The 26,954-nt window shown below is 62.3% G+C and carries 26 protein-coding genes; 12 read left to right on the top strand and 14 right to left on the bottom strand.

The genetic code is table 11. The features are described from left to right. Positions 1 to 130: 130 nt before the first annotated feature. From AWB77_RS24570 to AWB77_RS24555, 4 genes are all read right to left on the bottom strand, one after another. Positions 131 to 1,639: an efflux transporter outer membrane subunit gene (locus tag AWB77_RS24570; protein ID WP_061137065.1), complete on the bottom strand. Its 1,509-nt coding sequence runs from the start codon at positions 1,637 to 1,639 to the stop codon at positions 131 to 133. Beyond that, positions 1,636 to 4,836: an efflux RND transporter permease subunit gene (locus AWB77_RS24565; RefSeq protein WP_061137064.1), complete on the bottom strand. Its 3,201-nt coding sequence runs from the start codon at positions 4,834 to 4,836 to the stop codon at positions 1,636 to 1,638. Before AWB77_RS24565 ends, AWB77_RS24570 begins: the two co-directional genes overlap by 4 nt. A 26-nt stretch (positions 4,837 to 4,862) precedes the next feature. Further along, positions 4,863 to 6,059 carry an efflux RND transporter periplasmic adaptor subunit gene (locus tag AWB77_RS24560; RefSeq protein WP_061137063.1) on the bottom strand — a complete coding sequence of 399 codons (1,197 nt, stop codon included), beginning with the start codon at positions 6,057 to 6,059 and terminating at the stop codon, positions 4,863 to 4,865. Between the two features lie 80 nt (positions 6,060 to 6,139). Then, the gene (locus tag AWB77_RS24555) at positions 6,140 to 6,958 is read right to left on the bottom strand and encodes an alpha/beta hydrolase (protein WP_061137062.1); all 819 of its coding nucleotides are present in this window, start codon (positions 6,956 to 6,958) and stop codon (positions 6,140 to 6,142) included. Positions 6,959 to 7,176: 218 nt separating this feature from the next. Between AWB77_RS24555 and AWB77_RS24550 the strand changes: the two genes are divergently transcribed. The 3 genes from AWB77_RS24550 (at position 7,177) to AWB77_RS36485 (ending at position 8,933) form a co-directional block, all read left to right on the top strand. Further along, complete coding sequence (locus AWB77_RS24550; RefSeq protein WP_061137061.1) at positions 7,177 to 8,187, top strand: LysR family transcriptional regulator; 1,011 nt, start codon at positions 7,177 to 7,179, stop codon at positions 8,185 to 8,187. A 190-nt stretch (positions 8,188 to 8,377) separates the two neighbouring features. Then, entirely contained in the window at positions 8,378 to 8,746 is a 369-nt protein-coding gene (locus AWB77_RS24545) for a DUF4148 domain-containing protein (protein ID WP_061137224.1), read from the top strand. Positions 8,747 to 8,780: 34 nt separating this feature from the next. Then, positions 8,781 to 8,933 (top strand): hypothetical protein, encoded by a 153-nt coding sequence (locus AWB77_RS36485; RefSeq protein WP_167354179.1) that lies wholly within the window; start codon positions 8,781 to 8,783, stop codon positions 8,931 to 8,933. 41 nt (positions 8,934 to 8,974) lie between these two features. Here AWB77_RS36485 and AWB77_RS24540 read toward each other — a convergent pair whose 3' ends face one another. Further along, the gene (locus tag AWB77_RS24540; RefSeq protein WP_061137060.1) at positions 8,975 to 11,497 is read right to left on the bottom strand and encodes an adenosylcobalamin-dependent ribonucleoside-diphosphate reductase; all 2,523 of its coding nucleotides are present in this window, start codon (positions 11,495 to 11,497) and stop codon (positions 8,975 to 8,977) included. A gap of 191 nt (positions 11,498 to 11,688) precedes the next feature. Between AWB77_RS24540 and mobB the strand changes: the two genes are divergently transcribed. After that, positions 11,689 to 12,231, top strand: coding sequence for a molybdopterin-guanine dinucleotide biosynthesis protein B (gene mobB, locus AWB77_RS24535; RefSeq protein WP_061137059.1), 543 nt, complete (start codon positions 11,689 to 11,691; stop codon positions 12,229 to 12,231). Here the strand turns inward: mobB and AWB77_RS24530 are convergent. Further along, entirely contained in the window at positions 12,210 to 12,410 is a 201-nt protein-coding gene (locus tag AWB77_RS24530; RefSeq protein ID WP_061137058.1) for a DUF2783 domain-containing protein, read from the bottom strand. The genes mobB and AWB77_RS24530 overlap by 22 nt on opposite strands. Before the next feature lie 8 nt (positions 12,411 to 12,418). Next, positions 12,419 to 14,098: an FAD-dependent oxidoreductase gene (locus AWB77_RS24525; protein WP_061137057.1), complete on the bottom strand. Its 1,680-nt coding sequence runs from the start codon at positions 14,096 to 14,098 to the stop codon at positions 12,419 to 12,421. A gap of 216 nt (positions 14,099 to 14,314) precedes the next feature. On the opposite strand from AWB77_RS24525, the gene AWB77_RS24520 reads away from it, so the two are divergent. Continuing rightward, positions 14,315 to 14,530, top strand: a complete 216-nt coding sequence (locus tag AWB77_RS24520; protein WP_061137223.1) for a YXWGXW repeat-containing protein — start codon at positions 14,315 to 14,317, stop codon at positions 14,528 to 14,530. A 14-nt stretch (positions 14,531 to 14,544) separates the two neighbouring features. Here AWB77_RS24520 and AWB77_RS24515 read toward each other — a convergent pair whose 3' ends face one another. Both AWB77_RS24515 and AWB77_RS24510 read right to left on the bottom strand, forming a co-directional pair. After that, positions 14,545 to 15,327, bottom strand: a complete 783-nt coding sequence (locus tag AWB77_RS24515) for an IclR family transcriptional regulator (protein WP_061137056.1) — start codon at positions 15,325 to 15,327, stop codon at positions 14,545 to 14,547. 61 nt (positions 15,328 to 15,388) lie between these two features. After that, positions 15,389 to 15,898, bottom strand: coding sequence for a cupin domain-containing protein (locus AWB77_RS24510; RefSeq protein ID WP_061137055.1), 510 nt, complete (start codon positions 15,896 to 15,898; stop codon positions 15,389 to 15,391). Positions 15,899 to 15,988: 90 nt separating this feature from the next. On the opposite strand from AWB77_RS24510, the gene AWB77_RS24505 reads away from it, so the two are divergent. Both AWB77_RS24505 and AWB77_RS24500 read left to right on the top strand, forming a co-directional pair. Beyond that, entirely contained in the window at positions 15,989 to 16,720 is a 732-nt protein-coding gene (locus tag AWB77_RS24505; RefSeq protein ID WP_061137054.1) for an ABC transporter substrate-binding protein, read from the top strand. 16 nt (positions 16,721 to 16,736) lie between these two features. Then, positions 16,737 to 17,159 carry a GNAT family N-acetyltransferase gene (locus AWB77_RS24500; RefSeq protein ID WP_061137053.1) on the top strand — a complete coding sequence of 141 codons (423 nt, stop codon included), beginning with the start codon at positions 16,737 to 16,739 and terminating at the stop codon, positions 17,157 to 17,159. Positions 17,160 to 17,246: 87 nt separating this feature from the next. Here the strand turns inward: AWB77_RS24500 and AWB77_RS24495 are convergent, their stop codons facing one another. Next, positions 17,247 to 17,936 (bottom strand): DJ-1/PfpI family protein, encoded by a 690-nt coding sequence (locus AWB77_RS24495; protein WP_061137052.1) that lies wholly within the window; start codon positions 17,934 to 17,936, stop codon positions 17,247 to 17,249. A gap of 60 nt (positions 17,937 to 17,996) precedes the next feature. Here AWB77_RS24495 and AWB77_RS24490 point away from each other — a divergent pair, with 60 nt between their 5' ends. Next, positions 17,997 to 19,040, top strand: coding sequence for a GlxA family transcriptional regulator (locus tag AWB77_RS24490; protein ID WP_061137051.1), 1,044 nt, complete (start codon positions 17,997 to 17,999; stop codon positions 19,038 to 19,040). 176 nt (positions 19,041 to 19,216) lie between these two features. Beyond that, positions 19,217 to 22,138 (top strand): bifunctional diguanylate cyclase/phosphodiesterase, encoded by a 2,922-nt coding sequence (locus AWB77_RS24485; RefSeq protein WP_061137050.1) that lies wholly within the window; start codon positions 19,217 to 19,219, stop codon positions 22,136 to 22,138. Positions 22,139 to 22,150: 12 nt separating this feature from the next. Here AWB77_RS24485 and AWB77_RS24480 read toward each other — a convergent pair whose 3' ends face one another. Beyond that, on the bottom strand, positions 22,151 to 22,387 hold the full coding sequence (locus AWB77_RS24480; protein ID WP_061137049.1) for a hypothetical protein: 237 nt from the start codon (positions 22,385 to 22,387) through the stop codon (positions 22,151 to 22,153). Between the two features lie 113 nt (positions 22,388 to 22,500). Between AWB77_RS24480 and AWB77_RS24475 the strand changes: the two genes are divergently transcribed. From AWB77_RS24475 to pqqA, 3 genes are all read left to right on the top strand, one after another. Beyond that, positions 22,501 to 22,734, top strand: a complete 234-nt coding sequence (locus AWB77_RS24475) for a DUF2795 domain-containing protein (RefSeq protein WP_061137048.1) — start codon at positions 22,501 to 22,503, stop codon at positions 22,732 to 22,734. Between the two features lie 22 nt (positions 22,735 to 22,756). Then, positions 22,757 to 22,957: a hypothetical protein gene (locus tag AWB77_RS36125; RefSeq protein ID WP_157694919.1), complete on the top strand. Its 201-nt coding sequence runs from the start codon at positions 22,757 to 22,759 to the stop codon at positions 22,955 to 22,957. Between the two features lie 165 nt (positions 22,958 to 23,122). Continuing rightward, entirely contained in the window at positions 23,123 to 23,197 is a 75-nt protein-coding gene (pqqA, locus tag AWB77_RS37245; RefSeq protein ID WP_008353049.1) for a pyrroloquinoline quinone precursor peptide PqqA, read from the top strand. A gap of 63 nt (positions 23,198 to 23,260) precedes the next feature. Here pqqA and AWB77_RS24470 read toward each other — a convergent pair whose 3' ends face one another. From AWB77_RS24470 to AWB77_RS24460, 3 genes are all read right to left on the bottom strand, one after another. After that, positions 23,261 to 23,494, bottom strand: coding sequence for a hypothetical protein (locus AWB77_RS24470; protein WP_244158638.1), 234 nt, complete (start codon positions 23,492 to 23,494; stop codon positions 23,261 to 23,263). Between the two features lie 70 nt (positions 23,495 to 23,564). Then, positions 23,565 to 24,983, bottom strand: a complete 1,419-nt coding sequence (locus AWB77_RS24465) for an aspartate aminotransferase family protein (protein ID WP_061137047.1) — start codon at positions 24,981 to 24,983, stop codon at positions 23,565 to 23,567. A gap of 45 nt (positions 24,984 to 25,028) precedes the next feature. Then, positions 25,029 to 26,507 carry an NAD-dependent succinate-semialdehyde dehydrogenase gene (locus AWB77_RS24460; RefSeq protein WP_061137046.1) on the bottom strand — a complete coding sequence of 493 codons (1,479 nt, stop codon included), beginning with the start codon at positions 26,505 to 26,507 and terminating at the stop codon, positions 25,029 to 25,031. Positions 26,508 to 26,954 lie beyond the last annotated feature (447 nt).

The raw sequence follows: 26,954 nt of genomic DNA, 5'->3' as shown, positions 1-26,954 counted from the left end.
TGAATTTTATGGATTCGAGCCGTGCGGATAAACGCCCCGCAGGTGAAGACATATGTTCCGTCACGCGAACAATCGGTTCATGTTCGCCACGCAAAAAAATGGCCCCGCGCAATGCAGGGCCACGTTCACGTCACTTCTGTGCGAGACTCGGCTCGGGCACCGGCGTGGGCTTCGCATCGCCCCATCCGCCGCCCAGCGCGCGAATCAGATTTACCGTCGAAACCGCCTGCGTGCCGCGCAATTGCACCGATGCGCGTTGCGTCTGCAACACGGTGCGTTCCGCATCGATCACGTCGAGATAGTTCACCGCACCTTCGGTGTACTGCGTGCGCGATAACTGCGCCGCGCGCACCGAGGCCTTCACCGCATCGTCCTGCGTCGCGGTCTGATCTTCGAGGATGCGCAGGTCCGACAGATTGTCCTCCACCTCGCGGAACGCGACGAGCACCTGCTGGCGATAATTCGCCGAATCCTCTTCATAGATCGCGCGCGCATTGGCTAGATTGCCCTTGCGGCGGCCGCCATCGAAGATCGGGATGTTCAGCGCCGTGCCCGCGAACGGCCCGAGCAGGAACGTGCGGCTCGACCACTTGAAGAGATCGCCGAGCGTCGCCGATTCGAAACCGCCCGAACCCGTCAACGTCAGCGACGGGAAGAACGCCGCCTTCGCCACGCCGATACGCGCATTGGCCGCCGCCATCGCACGTTCTGCAGCAGCGACATCCGGACGACGTTCGAGCAGCGCCGAAGGCAGACCCGGTGGCACGCGCACCGTGACCGGCTGAAGCGGATTCGCGGCCATCGTGAATTCGGCGGGCGACTTGCCGAGCAGCACGGCGAGACCATGTTCCGACGCCGCGCGCAGACGTTGCACCGTCATCGCATCGGAACGCGCCGTGGCGAGTTCCGACTTCGCGCGCGCGACGTCGAGTTCGCTGATATCGCCTTCCGTGTAGCGGCGCTGCACGAGCTTCAGCGCCTGCTCGCGCAACTGCACGGTGCGCGTAAAGACATCGCTCTCCGCATCGAGCTCGCGCAGATTGAAATAGTTCTGCGCGACGTCCGCCTGCAACGCCAGTTGCACCGAACGGAACAACGCTTCGCTTTGCTGCGTGTCGGCGTTCGCGGCCTGCACCGAGTTCGATACGCGGCCGAACAGATCGACCTCATACGACACGCTCGCCTGCGCGCGCCACAGCGTTTGCGCGGGCACGTTGCCATCGGCGGGCAGGAACTGCGATGCCGGCGAAAACTTCTCGCGCGTCGGGCCGAAGCCCGCATCGAGCGTCGGGAAGAGGCCCGCGCGCGCCGTCTGGTTGATCGCCCGCGCTTCCTTCACGCGCGCGGCCGCCGCCTTCAGGTTCTGGTTCGCGTCCTGCGCCTGCTTTTCCAGATCGTTGAGCGTGGCGTCGTCGAAAATCGTCCACCATTCGCCGCGCATCATCTCTTCCGAAGGTTGCGCGGTCTTCCAGGTACCCGCCTCCGATCCGTCGAGCGTCTTTTGCGGCGTTTCCTTGTAGGCGGACGGCGCGTGGACATCGGGCTTCTCGTAAGTGGGCGCGAGCGAGCAGCCCGCGACCAGCAGCAACGACGCCATCAGACTCGATAAAACATGCAGCTTGTTCATTGTTGACCTCATTGCGCTTCTGGCGAAGCACCGATACCACGCATCTGCGGATGCGAGCCGTGCTTGTCCGTCACATGTTCAGTGCGCGACAGCTTGCGCAGGATCACGTAGAACACCGGCGTGAGCATGAGACCGAAGAGCGTCACGCCCAGCATGCCGAAGAACACCGCGACGCCCATCGCATGACGCATTTCCGAGCCCGCGCCCGTCGACAGCACGAGCGGCACCACGCCCATGATGAACGCGATCGACGTCATCAGGATCGGGCGCAGACGCAGGCGGCTCGCTTCGATCGCGGCCTGCACGATCGAGCGCCCCTGCATCTCAAGCTCGCGCGCGAACTCGACGATCAGAATCGCGTTCTTCGCCGACAGGCCCACCAGCACCATCAAGCCGATCTGCGTGAAGATGTTGTTGTCGCCATCGGTGAGCCATACGCCGAGCAACGCGGACAGAATGCTCATCGGCACGATCAGGATCACCGCGAGCGGCAGCGTCAGGCTTTCATACAAGGCCGCGAGCACGAGGAACACGAGCAGCACGCTGATCGGGAACACCCACAGCGCCGCGTTGCCTGCCAGGATCTGCTGATACGTGAGATCGGTCCATTCGAACTTGATCCCGCGCGGCAGCACTTCCGCCGCGATGCGCTCCGCCGCCGCCTGCGCCTGACCCGACGAATAACCCGGCGCAGGACCGCCGTTGATATCGGCGGCGGTATAGCCGTTGTAACGCACGACCATTTCCGGACCATACGTAGGCGTCACCTTCACGAGCGACGACAACGGCACCATGTCGCCATTCGCGTTACGCGTCTTCAGCAAGCCGATGTCTTCCGGGTTCGCGCGAAACGGCGCATCGGCCTGCACGCGCACCTGATACACGCGTCCGAAGCGGTTGAAGTCGTTCACGTAGAGCGAGCCGAGATAGACCTGCATCGTGTCGAACACGTCCGTCACGGAGACGCCGAGCTGCTTCGCCTTCACGCGATCCAGATCGACGTTCAACTGCGGCACGTTGATCTGATAGCTGGAGAACGTCGGGCCGAGTTCAGGCGTTTGCGATGCGCGCTTGATGAACGCCTGCGTCGCATCGGCGAGTGCCGCATAGCCGAGCGCGCCGCGATCCTCGAGCTGCATCTTGAAGCCGCCGAGCGTGCCGAGGCCGAGCACCGGCGGCGGCGGGAACACGGCGATGAACGAACCCTTGATGCCGGCGTACTTCTGATTCAGCGCACCGGCAATCGCACCCGCCGACAGCGCCTTGTCATGCACCCGGTCCTTGAAGGGCTTCAGCGTAACGAACACGATGCCCGCGCTCGACGAGTTGGTGAAGCCGTTCACCGACAAGCCCGGAAACTCCACCGCGCTTTCCACGCCAGGCTGCTTCAGCGCGATGGCGGACATCTCGCGAATCACGCCTTCGGTGCGATCGAGCGATGCGCCGTTCGGCAACTGCGCGAAGCTGATCAGATACTCCTTGTCCTGCGCGGGCACGAAGCCGCCCGGCACGATCTTGCCCATCAGCACCGCGCCGCCGAGCAGCACGGCATACACGACCATCATCAGCGCCTTGCGGTTGATGACGCTCTTCACGCCCTTGCCGTATGCATCCGAGCCGCGATGAAAGACCTTGTTGAACGCGCGGAAGAAGCCGCCGAACACGCGGTCCATGCCGCGCGTGAGCCAGTCCTTCGGCTCGTCATGGCCTTTCAGAAGCAATGCAGCGAGCGCGGGCGACAGCGTCAGCGAATTGAACGCGGAGATCACCGTCGAGATGGCGATGGTCATCGCGAACTGCTTGTAGAACTGGCCCGTGAGACCCGACATGAACGCGAGCGGCACGAACACGGCGACGAGCGTCAGCGCGATGGCGATAATCGGTCCGCTCACTTCGCGCATCGCCTGATACGTTGCTTCTCTCGCCGATAAGCCCGCTTCGATGTTGCGCTCGACGTTTTCCACGACCACGATCGCATCATCGACGACGATACCGATGGCAAGCACCATCCCGAACAACGACAACGCGTTGATCGAGAACCCGAACGCCAGCAGCAACGAGAACGTACCGACGATCGACACCGGCACCGCGAGCAGCGGAATGATCGACGCGCGCCATGTTTGCAGGAACACGATCACGACGAGCACCACCAGCGCGATCGCTTCGGCGAGCGTGTGGATCACCGCTTCGATACTTGAGCGCACGAACTGCGTCGGGTCATACACGATCTGGTATTCGAGGCCCGCTGGCATGTCCGCTTGCAGTTCCTTCATCGACTTGCGGACTTCGTCGGAAATCTGCAGCGAGTTTGCGCCGGGCTGCTGATTGATTGCGATTGCAACCGCCGACTTGTTGTCGAGCAGCGAACGCAGACCATATTCGGATGCGGCCAGCTCGACGCGCGCGACATCCGAAAGATGCGTTACCGCGCCATCGGGCGACGTCTTCAGCACGATGTCGCGAAACTCCGACTCGTTCTGCAAGCGGCCGCGCGCGTTCACGTTCAGTTGCAGCGGCACGTTGGGCAGCGTCGGCGATCCGCCGATCACGCCCGCCGCGACCTGCACGTTCTGTTCGCGGATCGCGTTGACCACATCGGTTGCGGTCATGCCGCGCTGCGCGACCTTTTGCGGATCGAGCCACACGCGCATCGAGTAATCGCCCGAGCCCCACAACTGCACTTCGCCCACACCCGCGATGCGTTCGAGCCGGTCCTTCACGTTGATCAGCGCGTAATTGCGCAGATACGTCATGTCGTAGCGGCCATTGGGCGAGTTCAAATGGACGACCATCGTGAGCGTGGGCGACGACTTGATCGTCGTCACGCCGAGACGCTGCACGTCCTGCGGCAAGCGCGGCAATGCCTGGTTCACGCGGTTCTGCACGAGCTGCGTGTTCTTGTCCGGGTCGGTGCCGAGCTTGAACGTGACGGTAGTCGTGAGGTTGCCGTCGCTATTGGCTTGCGACTGCATGTAGAGCATGTCCTCGACGCCGTTGATCTGCTCTTCGAGCGGCGAGGCCACGGTCTCCGCGATCACCTTCGGGTTCGCGCCGGGATACTGCGCATGCACGACGACCGAAGGCGGCACGACTTCCGGATACTCGGAGATCGGCAGCTTGAACATCGCGATGATGCCCGCCAGCAGCACGATCACCGAGAGCACGCCCGCAAAGATCGGGCGATCGATGAAGAATTTGGATATGTTCATGACGAGTTCTGTCTGTTGCGAATGACTTATTGCGCCGATGCCGTTTTCACGGCGGGCGCCTTGTCGTCATCGTTCATCGCGACGTTGTTGGCCTTGATCACATCGTTCGGACGCACGCGCTGCAAGCCGTTCACGACGATGCGCTCTCCGGGCTGCAGGCCCTTCGTGATGACGCGCAGGCCTTCATGTGTCTGACCCAGCGTGACTTCGCGGTACTGCACGCGGTTGTCCTTGTCGACGACCATGACGTACTTCTTGTCCTGATCCGTGCCGATGGCTTCGTCTTCCACGAGCACGGCCGGATGCGGCGAGCCGCCGCCGACCTTCACGCGCGCATAGAGACCCGGCACGAGCGTGCCGTCCGGATTGTTGAAGCGCGCGCGCACGCGGATCGTGCCGGACGTCGTATCGAGCCGGTTATCGACCGAATCGACGACGCCATCGCGCGAATAACCGTCCTCGTTCGCAAGACCGAGCGACACCGGCACCGTGTTGCCCGCATCGCGGCCGAGATAACGCAGGTACGTTTGTTCGTCGACATCGAACGATGCGTAGATCGGCGACACGGACACGAGCGTCGTGAGCAAAGGCGCGTTTGCACCCGTCGACACGATGTTGCCCACCGTGAGTTCGGCGCGCGATACGCGGCCCGAAACCGGCGCGACGATATGCGTGTACGCGAGATTGATCTTCGCGGTTTCGAGCGCAGCCTGCGCGGCCTTCAGGTTGGCGACGGCCTCGCGCGCGGCGTTCTGCTTCTCGTCGTAATCGCGCTTGGCGATCGCGTTGTCGGCGAGCAGGCGTTCGGCACGCGCCGCATCCGTCGACGTATAACCGTTGCGCGCCTGCGCCGCCGCGAGCTGCGCCTGCGCGCGATCCACTTCGGCTTCGTAAGGACGCGGGTCGATGGTGAAGAGCGCATCGCCCTTCTTCACGAGCTGGCCGTCCTTGAAATGCACGGCGACGATCGTGCCCGGCACGAGCGGGCGAATGTCGACGTGATCGACCGCTTCGAGCCGGCCCGAGTAGCTCTGCCAGTCGGTGATGGTCTTCGATACGACGGCGGCAACATCGACTTCGGTGGCGGTCGGGCTATGCGCTGCGGCTTTGGCTTCGTTGATCGCCGAATCGCCGTGGCCGCGCAAGACGGTATAACCGCCTGCGCCGGCCACGATCAGCGCCGCGCCCAGCGCCGCGTAGATACGTTTGCGAGTGAATGACATGTGAAGGCTCCGATTAGCGTTGAGATTGTTGTTGTGTATGGCGTGTCTGGCGTGCCGTTTCTTGCGCTCTTTTTTTGCGTCTACTTCGCGCGCGCAAGGCGTTTCCTGAAGAACGCGACGACATCGGCGAGTGCGTCGGGATGCGCGGCGAGCGCCTGGTGCGAAGTCTTGCAGTGACGCGTGACCTCGGTCGGCACGCCCGCGGCGATGAGTTCGCCCGCGTATTTCTCCGCTTCGATATGCAGCAGATCGTGCTCGGCGCTTGCGATCATCGCGGGCGGCAGACCGCCCAGCCGGCGCGATTCGAGCGGCGCGGCATACGGATGCAAACGTTGCGACGGATTCGGCAGATACGCGCGATACCACTGCGCGCACTCGCACGCTTCGAAATCGGGGCACAGCACTTTGCGTTCGTCGGCCATGCGCGTAAGGCTCGGATCGAGCAACGGGGCGAGCAGCGCCTGCGCGGACATGCGAATATCGCCACGATCGCGTGCGATTGCAGCGACGCAAGTCGCGAGATTGCCGCCCGCATCGTGACCCGCCACGCCGATGCGCTGCGGGTCCGCGCGCTGCGAGCGAGCATGCGCGACCGCCCATTGCGCCGCGCGATAGCCGTCTTCGGGCGCGGCGGGAAACGGAAACTTCGGCGCGAGGGAATAGCCCACGGACACGACCCACGCCGGCGTATCGCGTGCGATCGTCGCGGCGGCCGTGTCGGCGTCGTCGAGTCCGCCGCGAATAAAACCGCCGCCGTGAAAGTAAAGAACGATGGGCAGCACGGTCCCGTCCGACGCAGGACGATAGCTGCGCAAGGTGATCGGCTGCGCGTGCCCCGTGATGTGCACATCTTCGATGCACAAACGCGGGCCCGACTCCAGATCCAGCAGTGATGCCATGGTTATTTTCCGTGCGAGGCCGATGCTGAAAGGCCTTTACGCATAGGTTGCGATGCTGCGAATTCTGGAGTCCGCGCCTTTTTTAATAAATGCCTATAATCCGGCAACACAATTCGGTCGCACCGAACAATCGTGGTTATCCCTCGCGATTATTTTTTCGGTCATTCTTTAGCGCGCGCTTAATTCGGTGCGCTGCTAAGCAAAGAAGGTGAGAGAACATGGATCGGCTACAAGCAATGCAGGTCTTCACCCGCGTCGTCGACACCAACAGCTTTTCGCGCGCAGCGGACACGCTCAATCTGCCGCGTGCATCGGTCACGACGATCATCCAGAATCTGGAAGCGCATCTGAACGTGCGGCTGCTTCAGCGCACGACGCGCAGGCTCAATCTCACGCCCGACGGCGCAGCGTATTACGAACGCTGCGTGCGCATTCTCGCGGACATCGAGGAAGCGGAAGGCTCGTTTTCGAATAACGGCAAGGGCCCGCACGGCAAACTGCGCGTGGACATGCCTGGCGCGATCGGGCGCCTTATCGTCATGCCGCAGCTATGCGAGTTCCACACGCGCTATCCGGAGATCGAACTGATGCTGGGCTTCGGCGATAAGCCCGTCGATCTGATTCAGGAAGGCGTCGATTGCGTGATCCGCGTCGGCACGCTGCAGGATTCGAGTCTCGTCGCGCGGCGCATCGGGGTGTTTCAGGGCGTGACAGTGGCGTCGCCGCAATATCTCGAACGCAACGGTACGCCGAAGTCCATCGACGATTTGCAGAATCACTCGGCGGTCAATTATTTTTCGAGCCGCACGGGGCGCATCATGGACATGGATTTCGTCGTCGACGATGAAACCATCGAAGTGAAGATGCGCGGCATGGTCGCGGTGAACGACGCCGAAGCGTATCTGAGTTGCGGACTGAAGGGCGTCGGCATCATTCAGGTGCCGCGTTTCATGGCGCTGCCGCATCTGCGCGCGGGCGAACTCGTCGAGGTGCTGCCGCAATGGAATCCGCTGCCGATGCCTATTTCCGCGGTGTATCCGCATAACCGGCATCTGTCGCCGAAGGTGCGCGTGTTCGTCGACTGGGCCGCCGAGTTGTTCGAGCGCTGCCCGCTGTTGCAAGGTCAGAAGGATGCGGAGGAGCGCTGCCTGCCGACGAGCACGCCGTCGCCGACCATCGTGCGCCATGGCACGCCGGAAGTTGCCGGCACCGAGGATATCGTCGCGTAGCGAGGCATCCGAGAAGCCCACGCAACAAGCCTCTGCGCGATTATTCGCCGGAATCGATAAATCTATTCGCCGATACGGCATTTATCCGCATCCGCCGCGCGACTACATTCATTCCCAACGCAGCGTGCTCATCGCCGAATGCAATCCGCATTTGCCCGCACGCAGCACCGGAATGAAAGGAGTCGCAAGCATGAAACAACTCATCACGGGGTTCTCTCTCGCAGCCATCTCCGCTGTCGTCACGACGACTGCTTTTGCGGAGAGCGGTCAGGGCATCGGTCACGCGGGCACGTATCAGGTGCAAACGCAAACGCAAAGCAGTGCGAGCGATACGCCGAAGACGCGGGCGCAAGTGCGTGCCGAACTCGCCGCCGCCTATTCGAACGGCTCGTTGCCGGCGTTGAACCGCAACACGTATCCGGATCGCAGCATGTGGGGCGATGCGGTGGCCGCGCAAAGCGACCAACGCGCACGCGATGCGGCGCAAGCGGAAGCGCGTAACCGCGAGATCGTCGAGTATGCCAACGGCTCGGCCACGCAAGTCAACGTGACGCGCTGAGACGCGCCGTCAGCACAGGATTCGAGAGGTCATCATGTTCGATAACACGTCACTCGATCAGTTTTCGCTTTTGGACGAACTGCCTTCGTTCACGCCCGTGTGGCATCCGTTCACGCAACACGCGGAACGTACGTCGCCGGTCGAGCAGGAATCGAAAGAGACTACCGAACGCTCGCACCGGGCGTGACATCAAAGGCGCGGACACAAGCCCGCGCCTTTTTCTTGAACTCAACCGCACGCGCCGATTTCGCCGCATGCCGTGCAGAAGTCGCAGCCGTCCTTGCGAATGACGGCATTGGCGCCGCACGTCGCGCACTTGCGGCCGTGCATGAGGGGAAGGGTATGCGGATCGACTTCGGCTTGCGCGACACCTTCGGCTACTTCGTCGCTTTCATCGGCTACAGCTACCGGATGCGGCGTGCGATCGGCGCCCTTGCGCGCAAGCACGCGCGACGGTACCTGGTTGCCTTCTGCATCGAGAAAGCCACGCCGATAAAGAATTTGCTGGATCGCATACGCTAGCGCGGCCACTTCCGAATCGTGCCAGCGCGGGCTGCGATGTCCGTCGAGCCGTTCGACATCGCCAAGACGCACCTGCCCCCGATCCCACGACACCTTGCGCATATCCTGCAGCGTGCGCGCCGCGAAGCCGCCGCGTGCAGCGAGCGAGATCGAACGCATCGTCGCCGTTATCCATTGCTGCGATTCGTCGCGCTGACCGGTGGGAATGAAGAACTCGATGGGCCGCTCGATCGTCACGTCCTCGCCGCCTATGCGCCCCGTCACTTCGATGAACGACACCGCGAGATAAAGCGACTTCTTCCCCGCCTGCGTCAGATACTCGACCTTCTCGATGATCGCGGGCAACGCGCCCTTCGGCCGATGATCGATCGCGATACGCAGCGGATCGAGGTCGAGTTCCGGATCGGGCGAATCGCTGGGCGTTTCGGCGGGCGCAACCGATAGCACCGCGCCCAGCGTCTCGTTCGGCCGATACGTCGCAAGCCCTTTCAAGCCGCGCCGCCACGCTTCGAAGTAAAGGTCCTGGAACTTGTCGAACGGGTAATCGGCCGGGACGTTCACGGTCTTCGAGATCGACGTGTCGACGAAAGGCTGCACCGCCGCCATCATCTCCATGTGATCGTGCGCGGACATATCGAGCGCGCTCACGAAATAGTCGGGCAGCGCATTCACATCGCCGCCCATCTCGCGATACAGCCGGTACGCGTGATCCTCCACCGCAAACGTCTGACGCGAGCCATCGGCCATGCGCTTGGTGCGCTGATAGGTCCAGGAGAACGCGGGCTCGATGCCGTTCGATGCGTTGTCCGCGAACGCGAGGCTCACGGTGCCGGTTGGCGCGATCGACAGCAGATGACTGTTGCGGATGCCGTGCTCGCGTATCGCGCTCTTGATGTCGTCCGGCAGGCGCGAGGCGAACGTGCCCGCTTCGAGATAACGCTTCGCATCGAAAAGCGGAAACTTGCCGCGCTCTTTCGCCAGTTCGACCGAGGCGCGATACGCTTCGTCGCGCATCGTGCGGGCGACACGCGTGGCGAAGTCGCGCCCTTCCTGCGCGTCGTAACGCAAGCCGAGCATCACCAGCGTATCGCCCAGTCCCGTGAAGCCCACGCCGATACGCCGCTTCGCCGCCGCTTCGCGCGCCTGCTCTTCGAGCGGCCAGAGCGTGACGTCGAGCACGTCGTCGAGAAAACGTACTTGCGTGCGCGTCATTTGCGCGAGGGCGTCCCAGTCGAACGACGGCACGCCGGCGCGCATCTGCGCAAACGGATCGCGCACGCAACGCGTGAGATTGAGCGGACCGAGATTGCAGCAACCGTATGCGGGCAGCGGTTGTTCGCCGCACGGGTTGGTCGCGCGGATCGCTTCGATCGCGCGCAGGTTGTTGTCGTCGTTCATGCGCGACATGAACACGACGCCCGGCTCCGCGACATCGTAGGTCGAACGCATGATCGTGTTCCACACTTCGCGCGCCTGCACTTCGCGATAGACCCACAAGCCGTCGTCGCGCTGATGCATGTCCTCGGCTGCGCGTTGCGCGGGCGACGGCTCGGCCTTGTGGACGAGCTGCCATGTCGCGTCATCGGCGACGGCCTGCATGAATTCGTCGGTCACCGCGATCGACACGTTGAAGTTGTTCCAGCGCCCTTTCGTATGCTTGGCCGCGATGAATTCGAGCAGATCGGGATGCGAGCAATCGAGTATGCCCATCTGCGCGCCACGCCGCGCGCCCGCGCTCTCGACGGTTCGGCACGATGCATCGAACACATCCATGTAGCTGCACGGACCCGATGCCGCCGATCCTGTGGAGTGCACGCGTGCGCCGCGCGGACGTATCGCCGAAAAGTTATAGCCGACGCCGCCGCCACGTCGCATCGTTTCGGCCGCCTGCAACAGCGCGACGTAGATGCCCGGCAAGCCGTTGCTGTCGACATCCTGTATCGCATCGCCGACGGGTTGCACGAAACAGTTGATGAGCGTCGCGTCGATGCCCGCGCCCGCCGCGCTCATGATGCGGCCTGCTCCAAGCGCGCCGCGTTTGAAGTTATCGACGAACTCCGTCTCGATCTTGGCGCGCGTCTCTTGCGGCTCGGCTTGCGCGACACCACGCGCCACGCGACGATAGATATCCTCGACGCGCGTTTCGTCGCCCTTCGCATATTTTTCGAGCATCACGTCGATGGAGAACTGCTGCGGTGCAAGCGCGGTGCTGGGATTGTCTTCGGCCATGTCGGTTCCTTTGATGTGCTGAGGCTCAGGCGTCGGGGTCGGAGCGTTCCTGTTCCGGCGCGTATCGCCGCAAAGGCAATGCCTGACGATAGCGCGAATTCTCCCCGCTCGCCATCGAGCCGTTACACTCGTCCGATCCGAGACAGAACTACGTTCATATGAGTCACATAAACTCGCGCATGAACTCGCGTATGGTTCCGCAGCACCCGCCGCTCTTCGGCATCACGGGCCGCTCGGGGCAAGGCAAAACCACGTTGATCGAAACGCTGTTGCCGTGGCTGCGCGCACGCGGCATCACGGCTAACGTCATCAAGCACAGTCATCATTCGATCGAGCTGGAGCCGCCGGGCAAGGACAGTGCTCGCTTTCGTCGCGCGGGCGCGGGTGAAGTGTTGATCGCATCGCCGTTTCGCTATGCGATCGTGCGCGAGTTGAATGGCGACGCGGAGCCGCCGCTCGCGGAACTGGCCGCGCGTTTATCGGACGCGGACCTCGTGATCGTCGAAGGATTCGCGCGCGAAGCCATGCCGCGTCTCGAAGTCGTACGGCCGTCGGCGGGACGCGATCCGCTCTACAAGACCGACGTGCAGATCATTGCAATCGCCACCGACGATGCCGCCGCGATCGACTCGTCCTTGCCGACGTTCGATCTGAACGACATCGACAGCATCGGCGCTTTCATCTGCGCGCGCGTGGGCATTGCGCTGGACGATCAGTTCGCGGCGAGGCCGTGACGCGCCATCGCGAGCGCTTCGCTCAGCACTTCGTTATCGCCGATATGATTCGCGAGCAACAGCACGAGCTTCGCGTTGAGCATCTGGCTCGCTTCGTCGGAGAGGCCGTTGTGCGTGTCGATGAGGCGCTCGTAGAACGCATCGTGATCCGCGATATTCAGTTCGAGATTGAGCTTCATACGATTGGTCACCCGTTGCAGGTTGCACGCTTTACCGCGGCCGCGACCGATGCGGCATCGAAGGCGCGCCAGCGCGCGCACACGTGTTGATCGGGACGCAGCAGATAGAACGTGCCCGGCCGCGCATCGAAGCGATGCGCGACCATCCCTTCCATATCTTCGACCACCGTCACGCCCGGCACCGAACACGACATACCGCGCGGCACGACGATGAGCGCGCCGACAGGAATCGGCCCGTTCGACAGCGCCGCGAGACGCTGTGCGCAGACCTCGGGACCGTGACCCAGCCCGCAGAAATAGATGCCCGTGAACCTGCCGCCGTGCGTCTGCGGCAAGAGCCACGCGTCTTCGTCATCGACGCGCACGGGCGCATCGACGCAGGGCGCGCCGGGCATCATCGCGCAATCGAAGACGTCGCCTTCCTTGTCGGGCGTGTTGAGCGTCGAGTCGCGCAACACCGCGGGCACCGATAGCCGGCCGCTGTTCGTCATGCGCCGCGCGAACGCGCAGTCCTTCGCGAGGTTGAGCGTCGCGTCGCGAAAAAGCCTTGAAACAGGGCTTTTCGGCGTAATGAAGTCGGTCGCGCGCGTCGAGTTGAGGATGTTTTCGTCGGCGGCATATTCGCGCTCGGATGCGTAGGTATCGAGCAGCGTATGCGGTGCATCGCCGTTCACGACGAGCTTCAGTTTCCACGCGAGATTGTCCGCATCCTGCACGCCGCTGTTTGCGCCACGCGCGCCGAACGGCGACACGCCATGCGCCGAATCGCCCGCGAAGATGATGCGCCCGTGCCTGAAATCGTCCATGCGCAGACACGAGAACGTGTAGACGCTCACCCATTCGAGTTCGAACTCAGCGTCCTCGCCGAGCAACGCTTTGACGCGCGGAATCACGCGCTCGGGCGCTTTCTCCGCGACCGGATCGGCGTCCCATCCAAGCTGAAAATCGATGCGCCACACGTTGTCCGGCTGACGATGCAGCAGCACCGACTGATTGCGATGAAACGGCGGATCGAACCAGAACCAGCGCTCGGTCGGGAACGGCGCCTTCATCTTCACATCGGCGATCAGGAACCGATCCTTGAACGTGCGGCCATGACTGTCGAGACCGAGCAACCCGCGCATCGCGCTGCGCGAGCCATCGGCGGCTACGACGTAACGCGCCTTGAGCACATACACGCCGTCGGGCGTTTCGATCTGCAATTCGACGTGCTCGTCGTGTTGCGTCACGCCGGTCACGTTGCTCTTCCAGCGCAACTGCAACTGCTCCAGTTGCATCGCACGTTCGGCGAGAAAGCCTTCGACGTAGTACTGCTGCAAGTTGATGAACGCGGGCCGCGAATGTCCCGTTTCCGGCAGAAGATTGAACGTATAGACGAGGTCTTCGTGGAGAAATACCTTGCCGACATTCCAGCTCACGCCCTTCTCGATCATCCTGTCGCCGCAGCCGAGACGATCGAAGATTTCGAGCGTGCGCTTGGCGAAGCAGATGGCGCGCGATCCGCTCGACACGGTGTCGTCGTTGTCGAGCAGCACGGTGCGTACGCCCTGCTGCGCAAGATCGATCGCCGTGGCGAGACCGACCGGCCCCGCGCCGATCACCGCGACGGGATACGGCGACGATGCGGGCGCGTCGTGTTCGGGCGCGCGCTGATAGTCGAAACGCAGACTGGCGTAGTTCACGGACATGTCGATCGTCTCAATCGGCTCGAATCGCTTTGCTTTCGCTTAGTTGTTCATCATTGTACAAGTCGTTTTATATTGTTGAATGTGCGTTTACCCCAATTCACGGGCGCGCACTTACATCCGCTTACATGCACGTGCGACGGTCCTTCCGCGAACGCGCGTTCAAGATTCAGGCGGCGAATGCCCCGGAACCCATATGAACATTAGAGGATGAAAATGATGAAAGCGAAGGCTTCACTGATGCTGGTCAGCGCGATGACGGCGGGCTCGCTGCTCTCGGGTTGCGTCGTCGAACCGGCGCCGCCGCAGCAGCCCGCGCCCGTGGCGGAAGTCATGCCGCCGCCGCCCGCGACGGGGTATCGCTGGGTGAAGGGGCATTATCGATGGGAAGGCAACCACTGGCAGTGGGTGCCGGGGCACTGGCGGCCCGTGTGACCGCGCGCTATCGGTCAGACGACGACAAAGCCGAGCATCTTCGATACGCGTTGCGCGCAGACGCGCAGCGCCTCTGCGATATCGCCGTTCCAGGCGCCGTCGAACGAGCCGCTCGGGCCGATCGCCGTGATCGCGAGCACGATGTTGCGCGTGTGATCGAAGACCGGCGCGCTCATCGCGCTGATGCCCGCGACCGGTTCGTCGATTGCGCGCGCGATGCCGCGTTCGCGCACTTGCGCGAGCATCGCGTCGATTTGAGCACGCGTGTACTCGCGCAGCTTCGCGCCTGTCTGCAACGCGCCCGCTCGCTCGATCGCGACGAGCGCATCGACTGTCATCGGCGGTAAAAAGGCGGCGAATGCGCGGCCCGTTGCGGTCTGCAGTAAGGACATCACCGTGCCAGTGCGCATCGTCACGTGAATGGGCACGCTCGCCTGCTGGATATGAACGATCGTCGGTCCATAGCTGCCCGCGCTCGCGAGCGCGACCGTGTGATCGATGCGCGGCGTCATGCTCGCCAGTTCCGCGATCGCGAGGCGCACCGGATCGACGCGTTGCAGACTGATCAGACCCATCTGCAAGGCGAACGGGCCGAGCTCGTAGCGGCCGGTTGCAGGGTCCTGCTGTATCAGGCCGAGATTGCCGTACGACACGAGATACGGATGCGCCTTCGCCGACGGCATGCCCGCCTTCTTCGCGAGATCGCCGAGCAGCATCGGGCCGCCGTGATCCACGAGCGCGCGCAACAGCGCGCCACCTACTTCGATCGATTGAATCCCGCGGCGCACTGCGCTCATGCCTGACCTTGTGTTGTTGTCGATGATGCGCGCGATGATAACCGCACTCACGCGCGAAGCGTCATGCTTTAAGGCTCAGCCGCGCGATCAGTTCACGATGCTGCGGATAGCTTGATTCGAGCGCGCCCGGTGCGGCAAGTTCGAACTCGCTGAACTCGAAGCCGGGCGCGACCGTGCAGCCGACGAGCGCCGCGCCCTCTGTATCGCGACATTCGGCCGCGAACCAGTTGCCCGCTTCGACAACCGCCTGAAACACGCTATCGGCATGGTCGAGGGCATTGCCGAGTCGATGCGTGACGAGCCCGCCGTTCGCATCGAGCACGTGCACATCGACGGGATCGCCCGCGTAGAAGTGCCAGACTTCATCCGAACGAATGCGATGCCATGCCGAATGCGCGCCATCGCAAAGCAGGAAGTAAATCGCGGTCGACGCCGAACGCGTTTCAACTTCGTTTTCGCGCGTGACCTTGCCGCTCGCGCGATAGGTCTCGCGAAAGAATCCGCCTTCCGGATGCGGTTCGAGCTTCAGACGCTCAATCAATTCCTTGCTGTCGATGCGTGCGCGTTGCATGTCGTTCCTTTGGCAGAGCCGTTGCGGTTCGCGTATTCTGCATCGGATCGCTCGTGTCGCCCTATCTCCATCAACCATCGACGAAACGCCATGACCCTTTCTGCTTCCTTGCTGAACGCCTTCGCGCCGACGGGCACGCTGCGCGCATCGATCAATCTAGGCAACCCGATCCTCGCGCATCGCACGGCGGGCAGCGAGCCGGGCGGCGTATCGGTGGATATCGCGCGCGAGCTTGCGTCGCGGCTCGGTGTGCCGGTCGCCTTCACATCGTTCGACAGAGCCGCCGAATCCGTCGAGACCGTCACGAACGGAGGCGCCGACATCGGCTTCTTCGCGATCGATCCGCTGCGCGGCGCGGGCATCGCGTTCACCGCGCCGTATGTGCTGATCGAAGGCTGCTATCTCGTGCGCGATGCATCGCCGCTCATGCGCAACGAGGATGTCGATCGCGAAGGCAATCGCATCATGGTCGGCAAGGGCAGCGCATACGACCTCTTCCTCACGCGCGAGATCAAGCATGCGCAGATCGTTCGGACAGCGTCGTCGCAGACCGTTGTCGACGAGTTCTTGCGCGACGGTCTCGAAGTCGCCGCGGGCGTGAAGCAGCAACTCGCAGCCGATGCCGCGCGTTCATCCGGCGTGCGTCTGCTCGACGGACACTTCATGGTGATCCAGCAGGCAATGGGCTTGCCGAAAAGTCGTGGCGATGAAGCCGCGCGTTATCTGCGCGATTTCGTCGAAGACGTGAAGCGCTCGGGCTTTGTTGCGCAAGCGCTCGCGCGGCACGGCATCGAGGGCGCATCGGTCGCGCCGGCCGCGTGAAGCGAGTGGTTCAGACATGACCGCGGACCTCACGCTCGCCGTCACCGACTGGATCGATGCGACCTTCGAGCGCGATGTCGCAGGCGGGCTCGCCGCATTTAACCGCACGCAGCTCGGACCGGGCCATCAGCGCGATCTCTCGGTGTCGATCTATCGTGACGACGATTTCATAGGCGGTCTCGCGGGCTACACGGCGTGGGACTGGCTCTTCGTGAAATGGCTGTGGATCCGCGAGGACGCGCGCGGCGGCGGTCTGGGCGCACGCGCGCTCGACGCCGCCGAAACCGAAGCGAAGAAACGCGGCTGCCGCGCCGCGTGGCTCGATACCGTCAATCCCGCAGCGCGCGCACTCTACGCGCGCTGCGGTTATGAAGCGTTCGGCGAACTCGCCGACTTCCATGCCGGCCAGTCGCGTTATTTCATGCAGAAACGGTTTTAGTCGTTGTCTCGCATTTTGCGTTTTGCATGCATTGAACCATTTGGCGTTTTGAATTTTGCATGCATCGAACCATGCGGTGCTCTTAAATTAAGCATTCGATTTCAACCGCTCCGCGACCCGCGCCGTGATCGCGCCGCGTGCCGCCAGCGACGGTGCGCAACGCTCGCGCACATCATCGGCGACGTTCGCGGGCGCGCGTGACGGATCGCCCGAATCGAACGGCGGCGCGGGCGCGTATTCCATCTGCAGCTGTATCGCCTGCGCTTCATGTTCGCCGACGAGTTCCGCCGCGAGCGTCAGCGCGAAATCGATGCCCGCGGTAATGCCGCCGCCCGTGAACAGATTGCCGTCGCGCACGACGCGCGCGTGCACCGGAATTGCGCCCAGTTCCGCGAGCAGATCGTGATACGCCCAGTGCGTCGTCGCTTGCTTGCCGCGCAACAGACCGGCCGCGCCGAGCACGAGCGAGCCGGTGCAGACCGACGTTACGTAGCGCGCGCCCGCCGCCTGCTCGCGCAAAAAAGCGAGCGTCTCCTCGTCCTCCATCAAATCGCCGACGCCTGAGCCGCCTGGCACGCACAACACGTCGAGCGCGGGGCAATCGGCGTAACTCGCATCGGGCGTCAGAACCATGCCGGCGCTCGATTGGACGGAATCACGCGTTTTGCATACCAGATGCACTTTGGTATCGGGCATGGAAGCGAAAACGTCGTAGGGACCGGTCAGGTCCAGTTGCTGAACGCGCGGAAACAACAGCAGGCCGATATGTAGCGTCATCGTCTTCTCCTTGATCGATGGTTCTCTGCAGTAGACGTCCCGATGCTACGCCGCTACGCTATGGCGAAATTGACACACGACCCACGTTTCGCGCCAATCTCGCTTCAGAACAACGCCATGCGCTTCATCGACATACTCGCTTTCCCCGACGTGCAATTGCTCGACGTAGCCGGCCCCTTGCAGGTTTTTGCATCGGCGAACGACCTGGCGGTCGCGGCGGGCTTGCCGCAGCCGTATCGCCCGCGCGTGGTGTCGCGCGGCGGCAGCGTGAACACGTCGGCGGGACTCGGGCTCGCCGGCGAAGCGTTGCCCGGCGCGCACGAAGCCTGCGACACGCTGATCGTCGCGGGCGGCTGGGGCGTGCATCGGGCGGTGCATGACCGCGAGTTGGTCGATTGGGTACGCGAGCACGCGGCGCATGCGCGGCGCACGGCGTCGGTCTGCACGGGCGCCTTTCTGCTCGCGGCAGCCGGTCTGCTCAACGAACGGCGCGCCGTCACGCACTGGACGCGCTGCGCGGAACTCGCAACGCGCTTTCCGGCAATCCGCGTCGAGCCCGATCCCATCTTCATCCGCGACGGCGACGTGTGGACCTCCGCCGGCGTGACGGCGGGCATCGATCTATCGCTCGCGCTTGTCGAGGATGATCTTGGACGCATGCTCGCGCTCGATGTCGCGCGCCATCTGGTCGTGTTCCTCAAGCGTCCCGGCGGCCAGGCGCAGTTTAGCGCGGCGCTGTCGCTGCAAAAGTCGGGCGAGCGTTTCGGCGAGCTGCATGCATGGATCGCGGAAAATCTCGCGGCCGACTTGTCGGTGGGCGTGCTCGCCGCGCGCGTCGGCATGAGCGAGCGCAGTTTCGTGCGCCATTACCGCGCGCAGACGGGTACGACGCCCGCGCGCTCGATCGAACGCATGCGCCTCGAAGCCGCGCGCCGTCTGCTCGGCGATACGACGCTGCCTGTCAAGCGCATCGCCGCGCGTTGCGGTTTCGGCACCGAGGAAACGATGCGGCGCGGCTTCCTGCGCTCGCTCGGCGTATCGCCGCAAGCGTATCGCGAGAGATTTACCGGGCACGAAGCCGCCGATGCCACGCATCCGGCATGAATGCCCGGCACGCGTGCGGGTGCGGCGCTTTTTTTGTTCCGGAAGCTCAAGGCTGTAAGCTGGCTGCCGTTAGCCCAATAAGAACGTTTGCTTGAGACGCGCGCCACGGGCGGCGTGCGAGCGTAGTCGCTGAACGAGAACCGCCCGACGTGGCGGCAATATGGCCTGGAGCGCCGATGAGTGTGTTTCCCGCATACGATGCGCAGGTTGCCCGCGCAAGCGCGGTCGAACCCGCAAGCGTAGCGGCGACCGACGAGAAGATTTTCGCGAGCGTCGCTTCATCGATCGATGCCCTGTTGCGCGAGGCCGTCGCGACGGGCTGCCCGCAGCAGTGGGCGTGGTACCGCGCGGGCGAGCAGTTGCATCTCGAGCGCCGCGGCGATGCCCCGCTTTCCGATGCGCAGGAATGGCCGCGCAGTATCGCCGAAGAACGCCTCGCTCAGACGTGCGAGGCGCATGGCTGGCATCGCTGGCCGACCGGCCGCGGCGAAAGCGTGCTCGGCTGGCTGCTCGCGCCGCACGCCCATCGCGACGACACGCATCTCGCCGAACTCGCACGCACGTTAGGCGAACGCGTGCAGGCCGATGCCCTCGCGCGCGCGCAGCTCATCCAGCGCGTGCTTTATGAAATCTCGTACCTCGCGAGTTCGGTGCCGGAACGCGCCGACTTTCTGCGCGGCGTGCACGAGCGCCTCGGCCTGCTCATCGACGCGGAGAACTTCTATCTCGCGCTCTATGACCGCAAGACGGGCAAGATCACCTATCCGTATTACGTCGACGTCATCGATACCGATGTCGTCGCGGCGGAGAACTACGACATCCTGAATCCGGCGCGGCTCTCGATGACGGGCCAGGTGCTCACAAGCGGGCAACCGCTTTTCATCACCGCCGCCGATATCTGCGCGGCCGAGCGCGCGGGCCGTTTCTATTGCATCGGCGATCGCCCCGAGTTCTGGATGGGCGCGCCGCTCAAGAACGCGAGTGACGAAGTATTCGGCATGCTCGCGATGCAAGTCTACGACGTATCGCGTATTTACACGGCCGAGGACCGCGCGCTCTTTCTCGTCGTTGCGCGACATGTTGCGATGGCGCTCGACCGTATTCTGCATCGCGCCGATCTGGAAGAGCAGGTCGCGCGGCGCACGTCCGAGCTATCGAAGCTCAACGCGGCGCTGCGTCACGGCATCGCGGAGCGCGAGCGTTCCGAGCATTTGCAAGCTGCGCTCTATCAGATCGCAGAATTGTCGAGCCGGCCCGGCGACATGATGGAGTTCTTCCGCAGCCTGCATGGCATCGTCGGCGAACTGCTTTACGCGCGCAACTTCTATATCGCGCTCTTCGAAACGGAAACGGGCGAAGTGTCGTTTCCCTATTACGTCGACGAGATCGTGGAGGAACGCCCCGCTCCGCGACGCGGACAACGCGGTCTCACCGAATTCGTGATCTGTGAGCGCCGCCCGCGCCTCATCGATCATGCGGAGGCGCTGCGCCTCATCGAGGAAGGCGCGTTCGAAACCGAACATCGCGAAGTGCGTCTGCGTTCATGGCTCGGCATTCCACTCTTCGACGGCGATGTCGTGCGCGGCGTGCTCGCCGTGCAAAGCTATTCGCCGCTCGTGCGCTATTCGCTGCGCGATCAGGAACTGCTCACCTTCGTGTCACGCCATATCGACACGGCCCTTTCACGCCGCCGCGACGCCGAAGCGCTGCATGCCGCGAATCTCGAACTCGAAGCGCGCGTGCAGGCGCGCACGCGCGAACTCGACGACGTCAATGCGCGGCTGCTTTACGAAAACTCGCACGACTCGTTGACGGGCTTGCCGAATCGAAGCCATTTGATGCACAAGCTGCGCAGCGCGTGGCAGGACTATCAGACGCGCGGCGATCAGCTTTCGGTGATGTTCATCGACCTCGATCGCTTCAAGGTCGTGAACGACAGCCTTGGCCATCACTTCGGCGACTTGTTGCTGGTTCAGGCCGCGTCACGCCTGCGCGATTGTCTGCGCGTGTCCGATCTGCTCGCGCGTCTGGGCGGTGATGAGTTCGCCGTGCTCTCGCCGGGCGCGCACGTGCGCGATGCGGTATCGATTGCGAAGCGCATCCTCGCCGCGTTCGATCTGCCGTTTCACATCGAAGAACATGTCGTGTTTTCGTCGTGCAGCATCGGTATCGTGAGCGCGGACAGCCAGTTCCATACGGAGCCCGCCGATCTTCTGCGGGATGCCGATACGGCGATGTATCGCGTGAAGAACGCGGGCCGCGACAGCTTCGTCGTGTTCAATCAGGAACTGCGACGCCAGGTGTCGGACCAAGTGGAACGCGAAGGCGCGCTGCGCAATGCAATCAAACGCGACGACGAGCTGCTGCCCTATTTCCAGCCTATCGTCGATGTGAAGAGCGGCGAGATCGTCGCGCTCGAAGCATTGATCCGCTGGCATCAACCCGATGGTCAGATCGTCGGGCCGGCCGAATTTCTCCCTTCCGTCGAAGGGTTGAGGCTTATCGGCAGACTCGATCTCTACATGCTGGAGCGCGTTGCCGCGATTCTTGCCAATGCGCGCTTTGCCCACTGGCCGCCGGTGCATGTGAACTGCTCCAGTTACAGCATGACGCGCCCAGAATTCGCCGACGATGTGCTCGCGCTGTTGCGGCGTTATCGCGTGTCGCCATCGCGGGTGTGTCTTGAACTGACCGAAGGCGCGCTCGTCGCCGAGCCCGATCTCGCGCGACGCACGATGCAGCGGCTCGCGGACAACGGCATGTCCGTCGTGCTCGATGATTTCGGCTCGGGCTTTTCATCGCTCAGTTATGTGCACCAGTATCAGTTCACCGGGCTCAAGATCGACAAATCGTTCATCCTCGAATTGACAGAAAGCCCGCGCAGCCGCGCGATCGTGCGTGCAATCGTGCGTATGGCGGAATCGCTCGATCTGACGCTCGTCGCGGAAGGTGTCGAAGATGCCGCGACGTTGGCCGTATTGCGCGATATGGGCGCAGCGCAGGCGCAAGGGTACTTCTTCGACAAGCCTCTTCCGCTCGACGCGCTCACGCGCGAATCGCTGGCGCCGCGTCCGACGACCGCCACCGCGGCGCTATGAGCGCATCGCGCATCAAGGCATGCCGCCCATCGACGGCGAGATGATGCTGCCCGGTTCGCCTTTCGGCGCGCCGCTTTCATCGAATGCGGCACGCGTCGAAACGGGCGCGTGATTCTTCGCGCAGGTCTCTTCCGTGTCGTTGCCGAGGCATTGCTGGAAGCCGTCGGCGGTTGCCTTGGCTTCGAACACGTAGGTAGTGTTGCCGACCTTGATTTCGGTATCGGAGATGCGGTCTGCTGCAATGGCCATAGTGCCTCCCTTGTGTGTGGACATCACCGACGAAGCATCAAGCGATCCCGATAACGGGAACGCGTGTTGCTGCCTTGTACGCGTTATCTTCGATTCGCACACAGGAGGCGGACATGTCACAGCATCCGGCGCATTCGCAGAATCATCGGCATCCGGACGAGCCACGGCCGGAAGAAATCGCTCGCGCATTGAATGGCGCCGACTATCCGATGGGAAAGGAAAAACTTATCGCGCTAGCAAAAAGCAATGGCGCTGATGGCGAAGTAATGGCCGTGCTCAACAAGATGACCGATCGTAACTTCGATAGCGCCGACGCGGTACTGCGCGAAGCGACGCGCGTGGAATGAGACAGCACTCACGAGGAAAGCTATGACTGAAAAGCCCGCTACGTCCGATACGCACGACAAGCCCCGTGCACCGGGCGGCAATAATCTGAACAATATCGATCCGAAAGACGCGGATAGGGTTATCCCGCGTCCGGGCGAGGCCGAAGGCATTGACATGGCAAACGCGCCTGACAAGATCGGTACAACACCTGACGATTCGGGTAATCGCCCCAGGCCGTTATAAATAAATTAAATGAAGATCGATGCAATTTCCAATCGCCGCACGTGCGTTTCGCGTTACGATGAAAGAGCGTCGATTTGGGGTGCGCGGCTTTGCACGGCGCCCGAATGAAATGAACCGCGCAATGGCTTGGCATCCGTCTGGCCAATCAATGCACAAGGAGGCTCTATGAAGTGGGAAACCCCGAGTTTCACCGATATGCGCTTCGGCTTTGAGATCACGATGTACATTGCGACGCGCTAATCGAAAATGACAAAACGGCCACCTTAGTGGCCGTTTTGTTTTATGCACACATCGCTAGCTTGATCAGTCCGGGCGCAGCTTGTCGGTATGTTGCTTTGCGGGATCGGGTATGTCCGAATTCTGCGCATCGAGACCGCCCTTGCCTGCGACTTCGGGCTCGTTACCCGACCCATAAGGCACTTCCGCCGTCTGATGAGGATGCTGATCGAGACGGCGATTCTCGGGCTCCTTCTCCGCCGCGTTCGGGTGCGGCGCAGCATGCGGTTGCTGATGGCGCTTCTCGTCGCTTTCGCTCATCGTCACTCTCCTTTCACTCAGATGTCGTCGATGAACGAGCAACGCGCGTTCCACAACCGCACGCGAGCAATCAGATAGCCTGCGTAGCGAGTGCAGAGCCGATAACTTCATTCGCCACCGCATCCACCGCTTGCTTCACGATACCGACGATTTCATCCGCTTCTTCACGTGTGGTAACGAGCGGCGGCGCGAAGCCGAGGATATCGCCGTGCGGCATAGCCCGTGCAATAACGCCACGTTCGAGCGCCGCCGCGGATACCTTCGGGCCGACCTTCAACGCCGCATCGAACGGCTTGCGCGCGTCTTTATCGGCCATGAATTCGAGCGCCGCCAACATGCCTGCGCCGCGCACTTCACCGACGAGCGGATGCGCATCGAATGCAGCGTGCAATTGCTGCTGCAAATAGGCGCCGACATCGGCGGCATTTTGCGTGAGGTTTTCGCGCTCGAGAATATCGAGGTTCGCGATTGCCGCGGCCGCGCATATCGGATGCCCCGAATAGGTCCAGCCGTGGCCCATCGGACCATGTTCCTGCGAGCCCTTTTCGATGACATCCCATACCTTCTCGCCGACGATCACGCCGGACAGCGGCGCATAGGCGCTCGTCAAACCCTTCGCGACCGTAATGAGATCGGGCTTGATGCCGAAGTGCTGCGCGCCCATTTTCGAGCCGAGACGACCGAAGCCGCACACGACTTCATCGGAGATCAGCAGGATGTCGTGCTTCTTCAAAACATCCTGGATAGCTTCCCAATAACCTTGCGGCGGCGTGATGATGCCGCCCGTTCCCATCACCGGTTCAGCGATGAATGCGGCGATCGTATCCGCGCCTTCTTTCGCGATCAACTTCTCCAGCTCTTCAACGCAATATGCGGTGAACTGCGCTTCGCTCATGTCAGCGGGCGCCTTGCGATACCAATGCGGACAAACCGTGTGCTTGACACGGTCGATCGGCAGATCGAAGTTCTGATGGAAACTCGGCAGTCCCGTCAAGCTGCCCGTGACGATGCCCGATCCGTGATAACCACGCTCACGTGAAATGATCTTCTTCTTTTTCGGACGGCCGAGCACGTTGTTGTAGTACCAGACGATCTTGATCTGCGTTTCGTTCGCATCCGATCCCGACATGCCGTAATAGACTTTCTTCATGCCTTCCGGCGACCAGTCGATGATGCGCGAAGACAACTCGATGATCGTATCGGTCGAGTGACCCACATACGTATGGTAATAAGCGAGCTTCCTGGCTTGCTCATAGATTGCTTCGGCGACCTCGGTACGGCCATAGCCGATGTTCACGCAATAGAGACCGGCGAATGCATCGATATAACTTCTGCCTTGATGATCCTTAATGCGAATGCCCTTCGCGCCGGTGACGATCTTGCCGGGCAGCGCGCCGCTCGCATGATCGTGCGCGTGCGTCGACGGATGCATGAAGTGCGCGCGGTCTTCCGCGAACAGTTGTTCGAGTGATGAATTCTGCTGGGTCATGTGCTTCTCCTTTATGCGGTATTGCGTATCTTTGAAAGTATTTTTTCAGGCTGCGTTCGTGAGCGGCAGGCCGAGATTGCCGAGGCAGAAGTATTTCGTCTCGACGAACGGCTCGAAGCCTTCCGCGCCGCCTTCGCGTCCGAGACCCGATGCCTTCATGCCGCCGAACGGAATCGGTGCACCGGTGAACTTCACGCCGTTGACCGAGACCATTGCGAACTCGAGTCGTCGCACGAGCTGAAAGATGATGTCGATGCGCGTCGCGCAGACATAGGCGGCGAGGCCGTATTCGGTGTCGTTGGCGAGCGTGACGGCTTCATCGAGCGTATCGAACGGGGTTATCGCGGAGATCGGCGCGAAGTTCTCTTCATCGTAGATACGCATGCCTGGTTCCGCATCGGCGACGACTGTCGGTTCATAGAACCATCCACCAAGCGTATGTGGCTTTCCGCCTGTTGTGATGCGCGCGCCTTGCGCTCGCGCATCTTCTACACGCGCGACGGTTGCATCGAAAGCGGCTTGATGCATGAGCGGTCCGACATCGACATTCGCTTCGAATGCGGTGCCTACTCGCAGCGCCTTTACTGCTTCCGTATAGCGTTCGACGAATCGCTCATAAAGTGGACGCGCGACGAGAATGCGGTTCGCAGCGCAGCAATCTTGTCCCGACGTTTGAAACTTTGCGCCTACCGCCACGCGCACCGACTGTTCCAGTTCGGCGTCTTCCGTCACGATGAATGGCGCATTGCCACCCAGTTCCAATGCGAGCTTCTTGATGCCGGCCTGTGCTGCCGTTTTCGCTACGAGACCGCCGACACGCGTCGAACCCGTGAAGCTGACGGCACGCACGCGCGTATCGCTGACGAGTGTTTCCATTGTGACTTGCGGCTCGCCGATGACGACGTTGAACACGCCCGGTGGAAAGCCTGCTTCTTCGGCGAGTTGTGCGAGCGCGATCGCGGAGAATGGCGTTTCGTGTGCGGGCTTGACGACGACCGTGCAGCCTACGGCGATCGCCGCGGCGGCCTTGCGCGTGATCATCGCGACGGGGAAATTCCACGGCGTGATCAATGCGGCAACGCCAACGGGTTCCATCAAGGTGCCGAGTTGGGCGCCGTCGATGTGCGTGGGAATGGTGCGGCCCGTGAGGCGCTTGGCTTCGTTCGCGAACCATTCGACAAAGCTGGCTGCGTAGGCGATTTCGCCTTTGGATTCGGCGAGCGGCTTGCCCTGCTCGAGCGACAGAATGCCGGCGAGGTCCGACTGATGACGCATGATGAGTTCATGCCAGCGCAAGAGCAGCGCGCTGCGCCTTTGTTGCGGCATCCAGCGCCATGACTGAAACGCGCGGTCGGCGGCATCGACTGAGGCGACGATTTGCGCCTTGTCGAGCATCGGGACATGGGCGAGAACTTTTTGATCGGCGGGATTGGTTACTGGAATCGATGCGGCGCTGTTGCTGTGGACCCAGCGGCCGTCGATATAACACAGCGATTTGAACAGAACGGGATGGCCTAGCAGCATGTTGTCTCTCCTCTTGCTTTTCCGCATTCAGCGATTGGTCTACTTTACGGGTTGGAGGTGCATCGGGTTTTTTGTTTTTCTCTCGCGGAGTTGGTGTTTTTTTTGTTTTCTTTGGGTGACGGGTGGCGTATTTTTGGGGGCTTTGTTTTCGCCGGATCCCGTTTTCTTTTTGGTCTATCAGCGTTGCCCCTGTGCGGGGCGGCACCTACTTTCTTTGCTGCTGCAAAGAAAGTAGGCAAAGAAAGCAGCTTTTCAGGCCCGCGGTCACACGCACGTTGGGTAGTCCTCTCGTCCACCGTGGCACTCGCCTAAAGAGTGCCCTCATCGCAATTACCCGACTTGGCTCGCGCACGGTCTGCCATATTGCATCGCGTGGCTCGTTGGTTCAGCACCAAATAGCTCCAGCCCGCTTCGCGGCCGATGGGTTAGTTGGGTTGCGAGCGCGCT

It is taken from the genome of Caballeronia fortuita, assembly GCF_001544835.2.
In the GTDB taxonomy this organism is placed as follows: domain Bacteria; phylum Pseudomonadota; class Gammaproteobacteria; order Burkholderiales; family Burkholderiaceae; genus Caballeronia; species Caballeronia fortuita.
This window is presented reverse-complemented; position numbering and strand designations above follow the sequence as displayed.